Origin of the sequence: Altererythrobacter xiamenensis (genome assembly GCF_900177715.1) — a bacterium.
Lineage (GTDB): Bacteria > Pseudomonadota > Alphaproteobacteria > Sphingomonadales > Sphingomonadaceae > Erythrobacter > Erythrobacter xiamenensis.
Genome location: NZ_FXWG01000003.1, coordinates 758,156 through 771,923, shown reverse-complemented (window position 1 = coordinate 771,923; position 13,768 = coordinate 758,156). Strand labels below are relative to the sequence as shown.

Below are 13,768 nucleotides of genomic sequence, written 5' to 3'. Positions count from 1 at the left end.
CATGACTGCTCAGGGGCTAAATCGCGGCGATCAATTGCTCAGCGGGGGGGAGCGGTTTGCGTCCTCGCCCGGGCTGCTCGCGCGAATGGTCGCCCCCGGTTTCCAGAAAGTACTCGACCTCGTCGACAAGGGACTGGAGCGCGGCGCGATCCTTGGACATCTGCCAGACGGGACGACGCGGTTGCTCGGCGGGCGCGCGCCCGGTTTCGAGGCGGAGGTGCATCTGAAGGACTGGCGCGGTCTGCTCCGCCTCGCCTCCAACGGCTCGATCGGATGGTACCAGGCATGGGAAGCGGGTGAGTGGACGTCGCCCGATCTCGTCCCGGTCTTCGCGATCTTTGCCGATAATGCGCGCACGCTAGGTCAGACAGGGCGCGCGAAAGGGCCATTTCGCTGGGCGGCGCATTTCGCCCATCGCTTCAACCGCAACAGCAAGGCTGGCTCGCAGCGCAATATCGAGGCGCATTACGACCTCGGCAATGATTTCTACGCCGAATGGCTCGATCCGACGATGACCTATTCCTCGGCGCTGTTCGAGGGAACGGATGACCTCGAGGAGGCGCAACATGCCAAGTGGCAGTCGCTGTCCGATCGGATCGGTAATGCGGCGACCGTGCTGGAGATCGGATGCGGTTGGGGATCGCTCGCCAATCATCTTAGCGAGGAGGGAGGGGCGCAGGTCACCGCGATCAGCCTCTCCGACGAGCAACTTGCCTGGGCACGCGCGCAGCATGACCCGCAGATTACCTTTCTCAAGCAGGACTATCGCGACACATCCGGCCAGTTCGATGCCATCGTCAGCGTCGAAATGGTCGAAGCGCTGGGGCGCGAATACTGGCCGACTTTCATGGATTGCGTCGCGCGTAACCTCAAAAGCGGCGGGCGCGCGGCTATCCAGTATATCTCGATGGCCGATGACCTGTTCGATGCATATGCCGAGAGCGCCGACTTCATTCAGGCCTATATCTTCCCGGGCGGGCTGCTGATCCGCACCAGCGAGTTTCGCAAGCTGGCCGAAGATCGCGGCCTCGAATGGCACGACCAGCATGATTTCGGGCGCGACTATGCCCGGACGCTCAACCAGTGGCGCGCCAACTTCGACCGCACTGTCGAGAATGGCGAACTGCCCGAGGGATTCGACCAGCGCTTTGTCCGGCTGTGGCGCTACTATCTCGATTATTGCGAAGGCGGGTTTCGCGCCGGTACGATCGATGTCCACCAGGTAACGCTGGTGAAGAAAGTTTGAGAGAGGAATGAAAATGCGGCAGTTTTTTGGATGCGCCGTCGCGGCGCTGGCTCTGGCAGGATGTACGGCGAGTTACTCCGGACCGGTAGAGACGCTTCCTGCCGCGAACGCGGTGACAGTTGTGACGCCGCCGGAGCGCGATCCGTCCGAACTGCAGGTCCTGTTCTGGAATGACGAGCAGCGCAACACGCGTTTCCGCGACATGGAAAGCTGGTTTGCCGGGCACGAAGTCAAGGCATCCGCCGATCCCCGCGCGCTTCCCGAAGGCGAGCGCCTCCCGCCACGCGTCACCGCCGCGATCCGCGAGTTTATGGCGGACAGCAATGTAGCCGGACTAATGGTGCTAGAGGATGGCAAGGTCCGCTTCGAGGAATATGCGCTCGGCTTCGGGCCGGAACAGCGCTGGACCAGCTTCTCGGTCGCCAAGAGTTTCACCTCGACGCTGCTCGGCGCGGCGGTGAAGGACGGTTTCATCACCAGCCTCGACGATCCGGTGACGAAATACGTGCCGGACCTGGCAGGGTCGGCCTATGATGGCGTCACGGTGCGCCAGATTGCCACGATGACGTCGGGCGTTGCCTGGAACGAGGATTACACCGATCCGAACAGCGATGTCGCGCAGATGCAGGAGTTCATCAATTCCTACGGTGCCGACGCGATGGTGGCGCAACTCAAGGAACTCGATCGCGAGACGGCACCTGGCGAAAAATGGGTTTACAAGACGGGCGAAACCAATCTCATCGGCATGGTAGTCGAAAACGCGGTGGGTCTACCGCTCGCGACCTATGCCAAGGAAAAGATCGTCGATGCCGCCGGTTTCGAAGGCGATCTCTTCTGGATGAGCGACCCGCGTGGCGGAAGCATCGGCGGGTGCTGTTTGTCGATCCGCTTGTCCGACTATGCCCGCATGGGGCAGTTCGCGCTGGAAGGTGGCGGTGACGTTGTGCCCGAAGGCTGGTTCGCCGAGGCAACCGCGCCGCAAGTGAGCTTTGGCGAGCGCGCGCCCGGTTACGGCTATGGCTACCAGTGGTGGACCTATCCCGGCGGCAATTACGGCGCGCAGGGTATCTTTGGTCAAGCAATTACGGTCGTCCCCGCAGAGAACGTCGTGGTGGCCGTGGTCAGCAACTGGCCGAAAGCGACCAGCAGCGACTTCCGCCAGAAATGGGGTGAACTCGTCGGAGCGATCGCACTCGCCGACTGACGCGCCTTTTTCGACCCGAAGGGCGCAATCAGATTGCGCTGCGATAGATTCCGGTGCTGCTGTAACGCTGCAGGATGTTGTCATGCACGATCGGGCTGAGTAGCTCCGAAAACGCGCAGCCGACGATGCAGTTGTCCCACCACACGACCTGAGCCTGCAGCGATTCAAGCCCAGGCAACGTCAGCCAGCAGAGCTGGCCTTCGTGCATGCGGTTGATCGACGCGGCCGAAAAGCCCGAGATCGAAAGGTCATGCACCACGCTCTGGAACGCGCGTCCGCCAGACGCGCGCAGCGACGCCGGGATGGTCAGCTTCGTCCGCGGTGCGCAGCGATCTTCCTGCGCAGCAATGTGATAGCGGTCGTCGGTTGTCTGCATGGCGTCTTTCCCGAATGGTGCGATCGTGTGAACCTTGCCCTCGAACAAGGCCGGCAGGCTTCGCGCCTGCGCGGTCATCAGCCACTCTGGCGTCAACGCGTTTCCAAATTGGTAGGAATTAGAATTAGCGCGGTGTTAACCATCCGCGGCTTCGACACGCTCGCGATGGCGGGTCGGGAAGTCCTCCTGGACGAGTGCGACGAGGCGGTTGGCGACGTCCTCGGCGGGCTTGACCGTCGCGGGATCTTCGCCCGGATAGGCGCGAGCACGCATATCGGTGCGTGTGGCGCCAGGATCGACGATCGCGACGCGGATACCGCTAAGTTTTTCAACCTCTTGCGCGTAACTGTCGAGAATATTTTCGAAGGCTGCCTTGGTCGAGCCGTAAGCCGCCCAATAGGCGCGCGGGCCAGCGCCGACGCTGCTGGTAAGACCGATGATCCGCGCAGCCTCGGCACGCTTCAGCATCGGATCGAAACCTGCAAGCAGAGACTGTGTCGCCATGACATTGGTCGTCAGAGCCTGCCCGAACTGCTTCGGGTCGATCTGTGTAACGGGTGTAAGGCTTGGCAAATAAGCTGCTGATAGAACGAGGATATCGAGCTTGTCCCAACGCCCCGAAACAGCCGATGCGAGGCGCGCGACTCCATCGGCCTCGGCGAGATCGAGCGGAGCGATCGTGGAACTGCCGCCGGCGGCATGGATGCGATCTTCGACGGCTTCCAGTTTCTTGACGTCGCGTGCCGTCAGAACGACATGTGCGCCCGCTGACGCCAGAGCTTCTGCCGTCGCAGCGCCAATCCCCTTGCTGGCGCCGGTCACGAGCGCAAGGCGCCCTTCGAGTGGTTTGTTGTTATCGGTCATGAATCAGGCGGCCTTGTGATCGGCAAAGGATAGCTGCGCGGCCTTGTTTTGGCTGCCTGTCAAATCGGTCAGGCGCGTCGGATAGTCGCCGGTGAAGCATGCGTCGCAGAATTGCGGGCAGGAATTGTTGCGCGCCTCGGCGCCGACAGCGCGATAGAGCCCGTCGATCGATACGAAGGCAAGGCTGTCGGCCTTGATGAACTCACGCATCGGTTCAACGTCCATCCTCGCGGCGAGCAGCTTGGCGCGTTCCGGCGTGTCGACCCCGTAATAGCAGCTGTTGGCGGTCGGCGGGCTCGCGACGCGGAAGTGCACTTCGCTCGCGCCCGCTTCTCGCATCATCTCGACGATCTTCATCGAAGTGGTTCCGCGCACGATCGAATCGTCGATCAACACGATCCGTTTGCCGGCGACGAGCCCGCGATTGGCGTTGTGCTTGCGCTTCACGCTCGAATGGCGTGCGCCGTCCGAAGGCTGGATGAAAGTGCGCCCGACATAGTGCGATCGGATGATGCCGAGCTCGAAGGGCAGACCCGATTGCTGGGCGAATCCGATTGCCGCGGGGACACCGCTGTCGGGTACAGGCACGACCAGGTCGACGTCGCAAGGGTTTTCGATAGCGAGCTGTTCGCCGATCGCCTTGCGCGCCTCGTAAACGGGGCGTCCCGTGAAAACCGAATCGGGTCGGCTGAAATAGACGTGCTCAAAGATGCAGGGACGTGACTTGTGCTGGCCGAAGGGATGGATCGACTCGATTTCTCCATCGAAGCCGACGCGGATCAGTTCGCCCGGCTCCACTTCGCGCACAAATTCAGCGCCTACGACATCGAATGCAACTGTCTCGCTGGCGAAGACCACTGCATCGCCCATTCGACCCATGACGAGCGGACGAATGCCGAGCGGATCGCGGCAGCCGATCATTCCCTCCGGCGTCATCACGATCAGCGCGTAGGCACCCTCGACGAGGCGCAGGGCATCGACCAGCCGGTCGATCATGGTCGGATAGCGGCTCGTCGCTACGAGGTGGATGATCACCTCGGTATCGGAGGTCGACTGGAAGATCGCACCCTTGTTGACGAGTTCATGCCGCAAGGTGCGTGCGTTAGAGATATTGCCGTTATGCGCGACCGCGAATCCGCCGGATGCGAGATCAGCGAAGAGCGGCTGCACGTTCCTCAGGCCCGAACCGCCCGTTGTCGAATATCGAACGTGGCCGGCCGCCATGAAACCTGGCAGTTCGGCAATCGCTTCGGAGGTTGAGAAATTTTCCGCGACATGGCCGAGCCCGCGGCGCGAGAAGAACTCCTTGCCGTCGAAGCTCGTAATACCCGCCGCCTCTTGTCCTCGGTGTTGCAGCGCATGTAGCCCCAGTGCGGTCGCCGCAGCCGCATCGGATGCGTTGATCGCGCCAAACACGCCGCATTCCTCGCGCAGCTTGTCGCCGTCGAGGTCCAGAAAATGATCGCTAGAATTCATGGCAAAGCCTGTCCGCTGCTCGCCCCCGTGCCTGCCGGGGTCAATGGCGATGTTACGGCTCGATTACAAGGGGCGAACCGGCAGCTGTCACAATGTTTCGGGACAATTGTTTCGTGAATAGCGCGGGTTTTGCGATTGCGCGGGCAACGGGCGCTGCCTACAGCGCGGGTTCAGGATAGCATGAGCAAAGAAGCCGGGTTTTGATCCTCTCTCCATTCGAAAGCATGATTGCGAAACGCTACCTCCTTCCCGGGAAGGGGGAGGCATTCATAGCGCTCGTCGCGGGGATCAGTGTGGGCGTCGTCATGCTGTCGGTCGCCATGCTGGTCGTGGTGATGAGCGTGATGAACGGTTTTCGCGCGGAGCTGCTCGACAAGATCGTGGGACTCAACGGTCACGCGATCGTCCAGGCTTATGGCGGACGGCTCGACGATTGGGAAAGTGTGCTTGCCGAGATCGAACAGACACCGGGTGTAGTCGATGCCTCACCGTTGATCGAACAGCCGCTGCTCGTCACCTTCAACGGCCGGGTCGAGGGTATCCTCGTGCGGGGCAACACGTCTGACGACATTGCCGCGCTTTCGGACAAGGTGTTGCTGGGCAATATCGGCGAGCTCCAGCCGCGATCGGGCACGGTCGCGATCGGATCTCGCCTGGCGCAGAATATCGGCGCTAGGGTCGGCGATACCATAACAATCATCAATCCGCAGGGGCGCTCAACGCCTTTCGGCACATCGATGCGACAAGTCGGATATCAGGTCGCCGCGATTTTCGAGGTCGGAATCTATGATTATGACCAGAAGTTCATTGTCATGCCGATGGAGGATGCCCAGACGCTGCTGCTCCTTGGCGACAAGGTTTCCATGATCGAGATCACGGTCGACGATCCCGACAACGTCGGCGAAATCCTCGCGCCTGTCGAGGCAGCCGTGGCGGGAAGGGCGGTGGTGGCCGACTGGAAGACGATCAATTCCTCGCTGTTCGAGGCCTTGCAGGTCGAACGCGTGGCAATGTTCTTCGCGCTGAGCTTCATGGTATTGGTGGCCGCCTTCAATATCCTTTCCAGCCTCGTCATGCTGGTACGCGCCAAGACGCGCGACATCGCCATCATGCGAACCATGGGCGCGACGCGGCGCAGCCTGCTCAAGATCTTCGTTACGACCGGCTTCACGGTCGGAGCCATCGGCACTGTCGCGGGCCTGATCTTCGGCTTCATCGTGCTTTATTTCCGCGAGGGGATCGTAAAGATCATCGCGGCGGTGACAGGCCAGCAGCTGTGGGATCCGGAGGTTCGCTTCCTCTCGCAACTGCCGGCCCGGGTCGATCCGGTCGAAATCATCGGGATCGTGCTGCTGGCGCTGGTGCTGAGTTTCCTCGCCACGCTGTATCCCGCCTTCAAGGCTTCGAGTACCGATCCGGTACAGGTGCTTCGCTATGAGTGATGCTGTTGCAACTCCCGGCGTGCCGCCGGTCGTGCGCCTCCGCGGATTGAAGCGCAGCTTCAAGCAGGGCGATACCGTGATCGAAGTCCTGCGCGGGGTCGATCTGGACATCATGCCGGGCGAGATCGTCGCGCTGCTCGGCCCTTCCGGCACTGGCAAATCGACCATGCTGCAAGCGGTCGGCCTGCTTGAGGGCGGTTTCGAAGGCTCGATCGCCATTGCGGGCAATCAGGCAGAGGACATGGAATCGGACGAGCGCACGCGCGTGCGCCGCGAACATCTCGGCTTCGTCTACCAGTTCCACCACTTGCTGCCCGATTTCAACGCGCGCGAGAATGTCGTCATGCCGCAGATGGTGGCCGGCGTTGATCGCGCCATCGCCGATCAGCGGGCAGAGCATCTGCTCGGGGCGCTGGGCCTGGCGCACCGTCTCGAACATCGTCCCAGCCAGCTTTCGGGCGGCGAGCAGCAGCGCGTCGCTGTCGCCCGAGCTCTCGCCAACCGGCCGACTCTGGTGCTGGCGGACGAGCCGACCGGTAACCTCGACGAGGCAACCTCCGAAAAGGTGCTGAACCAGTTCCTCGACCTTGTCCGGGGCGAGGGCAGCGCGGCGCTTGTCGCTACGCATAACGAGCGGCTCGCCAACAAGATGGACCGCGTGGTGCGGCTCCACGAAGGTTTGCTCGAATAGCGGACCTTTCGGGTCGCTCCTGCGTTTCTTCTTCAAAGGAGGAAAATCATGAGCGACCATCCAAGTACTTACGACGGCACACCTGAAAAATCGGGCCCCATGGCCTGGGACGACCGTGCTTCACTGCACCGGGCAGACGACGGCCAGGGCGTTTTCGATGGTGCCAATGCGCTGAACCGCGGCACCTTCGCAGAGATGATCCGTCACTTGACGCGCCTGCCTGAGGAAGAGCGCGGCAAATATGTGATCCAGAAAGCAGGCGATCGCCAATATACGTCCAGCGAGGCCGCGATGCTTGCGACGCGTGACGATTTCCCCGCCGAGGCCGAAAGCTAAGGGCATTTCGGCGAAGCTGATCGCGCATTGGCCGATGCGCAGTTGATCCGGGGCGCTGGTCGGCCAGTCCTTGTCCCCCTCAGATCAGGAGGGGGACCATGTCGACCACGCTTGCTGCTATCATTGCCATATTTCAGGCGGCTTCCGTACAAACGCAGCCGCCTACGCCGCCGTCCAGCCCACCACCGGCATGCGACACCGAAGGGCACGCGGGCTTCGATTTCTGGGTCGGCGAGTGGGACGTCTATGCCGCGCGCGATCTCGAAACCAAGGTCGCCGACAGCCGGATCGAGCGCAAGCACAATGGCTGCGCGGTGATCGAAAGCTGGATGCCGCTGCGCGGGCAGGGCGGCACCAGCCTTAACCACTATGACGTCGCGACGCAGCGCTGGCACCAGAAGTGGGTCGGACAGGCGCCGGGCGCGGTCTATTTCGAAGGCGGCGTGGTCGATGGCACCATGGTGCTGACCGGCTATTGGCCCAATGGCGCGGGGGCCGGGCAAGACGCTTTGACCCGCATGTCCTACAAGAGGAGGGAGGATGACAGCGTGCGCCAGCACGGAGAAGCCTCGACGGACCATGGCCTTTCGTGGCAAACGAGTTTCGACTTCATCTACAAGCCGAAACAGGATGCCGCCAAATGACCGATATCGCCGATTTCACCGTCACCACCAATCGCGGTGAAAAGCTCGACCTCGCCACCAAGAAGGGCAACGTCCTGCTGGTGGTCAACACCGCCAGCAAATGCGGCTTTACACCGCAGTATGACGGGCTCGAGGCGCTCTACCAGAAATACAAGGACAAGGGCTTCGAAGTGCTCGGCTTCCCCTGCAACCAGTTCGGGGCGCAGGAGCCGGGGAGTGCCGAAGAGATCGACGAGTTCTGCAAGGTCAATTTCGGCGTCACCTTCCCGCTGATGGAGAAAATCGACGTCAACGGCCCCGATGCCTCGCCGCTGTTCGACTGGATGAAGGGGGAAGCCAAGGGCATCCTGGGTACCACCGCGATCAAATGGAACTTCACCAAGTTCCTGATCGACCGAGATGGCAATGTCGTGAAGCGCTACGGCTCGACCGACAAGCCGGCCAGTATCGCGAAGGATATCGAGAAGCTGCTGTAAGTCCGGCTAGACGAGCAAAGGCGAATGGAGAGCGCAGCACACGAAGGGTTGGAGCGGCTGAGGGTACTTTTGAAGGGGCTGAAAGATGACGCACAAGAGGCAGTGGGCCTGTTGCTCGCGCCTTCGGGATACCAAACTCCTTATGAAGCGAAGCCGCGCAGCGCCCTCGTGTTTGCGTCGACCGGAGGAGATGGCGTTCATTTCAGCCTGATCCCAAACGAGATGACTGCGCCGGAAAATTGGCCTGTGGTGATGACCGTGCCGATGCAGTTTGATCGACCTAACCTCGTCGTCGGCGCCAATCTTCCCGAGTTTCTCGGTTTAGGGTTGAAGGTTGGATACTTCGTGCTCGAACAGCTCGCTTACGACTTCGATGGAATGATCCGATTGCTCGACCGGAATCAGACCGGCGATGAAAGCGAGGATGCCATGGCTTCGACCCTTCAGGCCATCGCAGAGGCCTTTTCGATCAGCCCATGGAGAGAGCATCGCCGACGTCTCCAATGGCTCCAGCAGAATTATCCTCAACCTGTGGAGAATTGAAGCGCCAAAGCGCTGGAGAATCACGCGCGAACTTCTCATATTCGACCGATGCCTTTCGCCCCCTTTGTCCCGCTGCGTGTGCTCTCGTCCTATTCGATGCTCGAAGGAGCCATCGATCCCAAGGCGATTGCCAAGCTGGCGAAGGAGCGCGGCTTTCCCGCCATCGCGATCTGCGACCGCAACGGCCTGTATGGCGCGGTCATGTTTGCGGGCGCCTGCAAGGCCGAGGGCATCCAGCCGATCATCGGCACGCTGCTGGGCGTGGCGCGCGACGAGGAAGGCCGCCAGGTCGACTATCTGCCGCTCTATGCGCAGGACGAGGCGGGTTATGACAATCTCTGCCACCTCGTGTCGAAGGCGCATCTCGAGCGCCCGCTCGAGTTCGAACCGCATGTCCAGCTGGAAGACCTCAACGGCCATACCGATGGCCTGATCGCGCTGACGGGAGCGGGGGACGGCGCGCTGACGCAGCTCCTTGCAGAAGGGCAGATGAACCATGGCGAGGCGCTGTGCGACCGCTTGCATGCGCTCTTCCCGGAGCGGCTCTACATCGAGCTTGCCCGCAACGGCGATCCGGCCGCCGAGCGCGCCGAAGAGGCTCTGATCGACCTCGCCTATGCGCGCGATCTGCCGCTGGTTGCCACAAATCCCGCCAATTTCGCCGAGCCGCATATGTACAAGGCGCATGACGCCATGCTGTGCATAGCGAACTCGACCCATATCGAGGCGGAGGAGCGTCCGCATTCGAACCGACAGGCCTTCGTGAAATCGGCGCCGATGATGGAGGAGGCCTTTGCCGACCTGCCGGAAGCGACCGCCAACACGCTCGTGATCGCGCAGCGTTGCGCCTATGCGCCGCCCTATCGCGATCCCATCCTGCCGAGCCTTGCAGGCGACCTCGAAGGCGAGGCCAGAATGCTGGCCGAGGACGCGCGCAAGGGGCTGGAGGCGCGGCTCGAACCCTATGGCGAGATGTCGGAGGAAGAGCGCAAGGTCTATTTCGACCGGCTCGATTTCGAGGTCGGGATCATCAACGAGATGGGCTTTCCCGGCTACTTCCTGATCGTTGCCGACTTCATCAAATGGGCCAAGGATCACGACATTCCGGTTGGGCCGGGCCGTGGTTCGGGTGCAGGCTCGCTGGTCGCATGGGCGCTGACCATCACCGATCTCGACCCGATCAAGCTCGGCCTGCTGTTCGAGCGCTTCCTCAATCCCGAACGTGTGTCGATGCCCGACTTCGACATCGACTTCTGCGAAACGCGGCGGGGCGAAGTGATCCGCTATGTGCAGCGCAAGTACGGCCACGATCACGTCGCGCAGATCATCACCTTCGGCAAGATGAAGGCGCGCGCCGTGCTGCGCGACTGCGGGCGCATCCTGCAGATGAGCTATGGCCACGTCGACCGGCTCTGCAAGATGGTGCCCAACCATCCGACCGATCCGTGGACGCTGCCGCGCGCGCTCAATGGGGCCGCCGATTTCAAGCACGAATATGACAATGACAACGAAGTGAAGCGCCTCGTCGATCTGGCGCTCCAGCTCGAAGGTCTACCGCGCAACAGCTCGACCCACGCCGCCGGTGTGGTGATCGGCGACCGTCCGCTGGCGCAGCTCGTGCCGCTCTACCGCGATCCGCGTTCGGACATGCCGGTGACGCAATACGACATGAAGAATGTCGAGAGCTCGGGCCTCGTAAAGTTCGACTTCCTCGGGCTGAAGACGCTCTCGGTGTTGCAGAAGGCGGTGAAGCTGCTCGAGAAGCGCGGGATCGAGCTCGACCTCTCGACGCTGCCGCTCGACGATACCGCGGTTTACGACCTTATGCAGTCGGGAAACACGGTCGGCGTCTTCCAGCTGGAATCGGAAGGAATGCGGCGCACGCTGACGGCGGTGAAGCCGACCAATTTCGGCGACATCATCGCGCTCGTCTCGCTCTATCGCCCGGGGCCGATGGACAACATCCCGCTGTTCGGCCAGCGCAAGGCTGGCGAAGTGCCGATCGAGTACCCGCATCCGAAACTCGAAGGCATTCTGGCCGAGACCTACGGGATTTTCGTCTATCAGGAACAGGTCATGCAGGCCGCTCAGATCCTCGCCGGATATTCGCTCGGCGATGCTGACTTGCTGCGCCGCGCGATGGGCAAGAAAGTCCAGGCGGAAATGGACGCGCAGCGCGAGCGCTTCGTCGAAGGCTGCAAGAGAGTATCCGGAATCGAGCCGAAGCGCGCGAACGAGCTGTTCGACTTGATCGACAAGTTTGCAGGCTACGGCTTCAACAAATCGCACGCCGCGGCCTACGCCTTGCTCGCCTACCAGACCGCGTGGTTGAAGGCGCATTATCCGGAAGAGTTCTACGCCGCCTCGATGTGCTTCGACATCCATCAGTCGGAAAAGCTCGCGATTTTCGTCGACGATGCGCGGCGCTATCCCGGCACAAGCGGCGGGATTGAGGTGTTGCCACCTTGCGTGAACGCGTCCGAAGCGCGTTTCACGGTCGAGGCAACCGACACTGGCTATGCCGTGCGCTATGCGCTGGCCGGTATCCGCAATGTCGGTGAGAAGGCGATGGAGGCGGTGGTTGCCGAGCGTCAGGGGAGCGGGCCGTACACCAGCCTGCAGGATCTCTTCGAGCGGATGCCCAAGGGTGCGATGAACTCGCGCCAGCTTGAAGGCTTGGCCGCTGCCGGAGCACTTGATGCGCTTGAACCGGACCGGGCGAAGGTCTTCGAGAATGCCGACATGCTGCTTGCCGTCGCGGATGCGGCAGAGCGCGAGCGTTCGAGCGGGCAGGCGGGGCTGTTCGGTGGCGAGGGAGAAGCAGAGGATACGCTCCGCCTCAAGGAGGTCGAGCCGTGGAGCCGCACCGACCGGATGGCGAAGGAACGTGAGAACTTCGGTTTCTATTTCTCTGCCCACCCCGTGCAGCAATTCTGGCCGGTTGCCTCGGCTAACGGCGCGCGCACCTATCAGAGCCTGATGGAAGGGGGCGCGACACCGGGCGGACGCTCCTCGGCTGTCATGGCGGCCATGGTCGAAGGTTATGCCAAGCTTCGGACCAAGCGCGGCGCGGACTATGTGCGCGCGGATTTCTCCGATACCACCGGGCAATTTTCAGCGGCGTGTTTCGAGGAAAGCCTCGTCCCCGCATTCGAACAATGGGCGAAAGACGGTGCCTGCCTGTTGCTGACAGTCGAACTCGACGCTCCCAATCCCGGCGATGCCCCGCGCATAACCGTGCGCGGCGCGCGCCCGCTCGATGAGGTCAAGGGCGGCACCCGGATGCAGCTGACGCTCGACGTGCTCAGTGTCGAGGCACTGACCGACCTCAAGCTCGAGCTTGTGGCGAGCGCGGAAGGCCAGGACGATGAAGGGCAGGGCGAAGTGATCGTCAGCCTCCTGTTGCCCGATGGTGCCAGCCCGCAATTGCGGCTCGGCCGTAATTTCCATCTCGATGGAGGTCTCGCAGAGCGGCTTTCGGCGATCGAAGGCATCGACAAGGTCGAGCTCAAGCCGCTTCGCAGTAAGGCGCGGCTGCGTCTCGTCGCGTAATGAACGAGGGGCTGGCCGACCTCACCGACAAGGAGAAGGAAGCGCTGCGCCTGCTCCTCGCCGGCCACGACGCCAAATCGAGCGCGAATGAACTCGATATTTCGGTCCACACGGTCAACGATCGCCTCCGCAATGCGCGCCGCAAATTGAATGTGTCGAGCAGCCGCGAGGCCGCAAGAATCTTGGGGGATGCCGAGGAAAAGGCACCCCAAAATCCTGCACACACATCAATTGGGATCGCGCCGCAAGCGGACAGCGGTGACAATGCAGGCCTCATCAACACGAAGCGAGCGGGGCCTTTCGGCCTCACTTGGCTCGCAGGAGGAATGCTCATCATGTCGATACTGATTGCTGCCGCCGTCCTTGGCCTCATGTACACATCCGGCGACCAGGCGCCTGCCGCCGCAAAAACCGAAGTCGCAGCCGAAAAGAGCGCTGTTGAAGATCCCGCCTCTCTGCCTCGCGCAGAGTATTTCCTCGCAGCGGTCGATCAGGGCAATTGGCAGGAAAGCTGGGACAGGGCCGGCCCCTATTTCCAGTCGCAGATCAGCGCCGATCAATGGGCCGCGCAAGGGAAGCCGGTGCGGCAGCCGCTTGGTGCAGTCACCTCTCGTGAACTTTCGAACGTGAACCGTGCCTCCACGCTTCCGGGTGCGCCCGAAGGCGAATACGAGGTGCTGCAGTTCACGACCAAGTTTGCCGCGGTGGAGAAGCCTGCGATCGAGACCGTCGTCATGCTGATGGGCGACGATGGCTGGGAAGTGGTGGGATACTTCGTTCGGCCCGGCGCCTGACCCGACCATTCCTTAACTCAGATGAATACCGCGAAAGGGGGGCGAGTTACCGCCCCCCTTTCAGCTTGCGAAATCCTCTCAACCTGAACGATTGCCAATCGGCGTGTCTATGGGCATGAAAAGC

At 61.9% G+C, this 13,768-nt stretch carries 13 protein-coding genes; 10 read left to right on the top strand and 3 right to left on the bottom strand.

Features of this window, described 5'->3' with window-relative positions; all coding sequences use genetic code 11:
• The first annotated feature begins 1 nt into the window (after window position 1).
• Together CCE89_RS14315 and CCE89_RS14310 are read left to right on the top strand one after the other, a co-directional pair.
• Window positions 2-1,246: an SAM-dependent methyltransferase gene (locus CCE89_RS14315; RefSeq protein ID WP_086438712.1), complete on the top strand. Its 1,245-nt coding sequence runs from the start codon at window positions 2-4 to the stop codon at window positions 1,244-1,246.
• A 13-nt stretch (window positions 1,247-1,259) separates the two neighbouring features.
• Entirely contained in the window at window positions 1,260-2,450 is a 1,191-nt protein-coding gene (locus tag CCE89_RS14310) for a serine hydrolase domain-containing protein (protein WP_086438837.1), read from the top strand.
• 28 nt (window positions 2,451-2,478) lie between these two features.
• Here the strand turns inward: CCE89_RS14310 and CCE89_RS14305 are convergent, their stop codons facing one another.
• The 3 genes from CCE89_RS14305 to purF all read right to left on the bottom strand — a co-directional run bounded on the left by CCE89_RS14305 (window position 2,479) and on the right by purF (window position 5,166).
• Window positions 2,479-2,826, bottom strand: coding sequence for a PilZ domain-containing protein (locus tag CCE89_RS14305; protein ID WP_086438836.1), 348 nt, complete (start codon window positions 2,824-2,826; stop codon window positions 2,479-2,481).
• A gap of 135 nt (window positions 2,827-2,961) precedes the next feature.
• Complete coding sequence (locus CCE89_RS14300) at window positions 2,962-3,690, bottom strand: SDR family NAD(P)-dependent oxidoreductase (protein WP_086438711.1); 729 nt, start codon at window positions 3,688-3,690, stop codon at window positions 2,962-2,964.
• Window positions 3,691-3,693: 3 nt separating this feature from the next.
• A complete protein-coding gene (gene purF / locus CCE89_RS14295; RefSeq protein WP_086438710.1) occupies window positions 3,694-5,166 on the bottom strand; it encodes an amidophosphoribosyltransferase in 1,473 nt (490 codons plus the stop codon).
• 200 nt (window positions 5,167-5,366) lie between these two features.
• Here purF and CCE89_RS14290 point away from each other — a divergent pair, with 200 nt between their 5' ends.
• The 8 genes from CCE89_RS14290 (at window position 5,367) to CCE89_RS14255 (ending at window position 13,644) form a co-directional block, all read left to right on the top strand.
• A complete protein-coding gene (locus CCE89_RS14290) occupies window positions 5,367-6,608 on the top strand; it encodes a lipoprotein-releasing ABC transporter permease subunit (RefSeq protein ID WP_086438709.1) in 1,242 nt (413 codons plus the stop codon).
• Complete coding sequence (locus CCE89_RS14285; RefSeq protein WP_086438708.1) at window positions 6,601-7,299, top strand: ABC transporter ATP-binding protein; 699 nt, start codon at window positions 6,601-6,603, stop codon at window positions 7,297-7,299. Before CCE89_RS14290 ends, CCE89_RS14285 begins: the two co-directional genes overlap by 8 nt.
• A gap of 48 nt (window positions 7,300-7,347) precedes the next feature.
• Window positions 7,348-7,635, top strand: a complete 288-nt coding sequence (locus CCE89_RS14280; protein ID WP_086438707.1) for a hypothetical protein — start codon at window positions 7,348-7,350, stop codon at window positions 7,633-7,635.
• 98 nt (window positions 7,636-7,733) lie between these two features.
• The gene (locus CCE89_RS14275; protein WP_086438706.1) at window positions 7,734-8,279 is read left to right on the top strand and encodes a hypothetical protein; all 546 of its coding nucleotides are present in this window, start codon (window positions 7,734-7,736) and stop codon (window positions 8,277-8,279) included.
• Window positions 8,276-8,755 (top strand): glutathione peroxidase, encoded by a 480-nt coding sequence (locus tag CCE89_RS14270; protein ID WP_086438705.1) that lies wholly within the window; start codon window positions 8,276-8,278, stop codon window positions 8,753-8,755. The genes CCE89_RS14275 and CCE89_RS14270 overlap by 4 nt, the downstream gene beginning before the upstream one ends.
• A gap of 24 nt (window positions 8,756-8,779) precedes the next feature.
• On the top strand, window positions 8,780-9,298 hold the full coding sequence (locus CCE89_RS14265; protein ID WP_086438704.1) for a hypothetical protein: 519 nt from the start codon (window positions 8,780-8,782) through the stop codon (window positions 9,296-9,298).
• 48 nt (window positions 9,299-9,346) lie between these two features.
• On the top strand, window positions 9,347-12,850 hold the full coding sequence (dnaE, locus tag CCE89_RS14260; protein ID WP_086438703.1) for a DNA polymerase III subunit alpha: 3,504 nt from the start codon (window positions 9,347-9,349) through the stop codon (window positions 12,848-12,850).
• Window positions 12,850-13,644, top strand: coding sequence for a helix-turn-helix domain-containing protein (locus CCE89_RS14255; RefSeq protein ID WP_086438702.1), 795 nt, complete (start codon window positions 12,850-12,852; stop codon window positions 13,642-13,644). Before dnaE ends, CCE89_RS14255 begins: the two co-directional genes overlap by 1 nt.
• The last annotated feature ends 124 nt before the right edge of the window (window positions 13,645-13,768 follow it).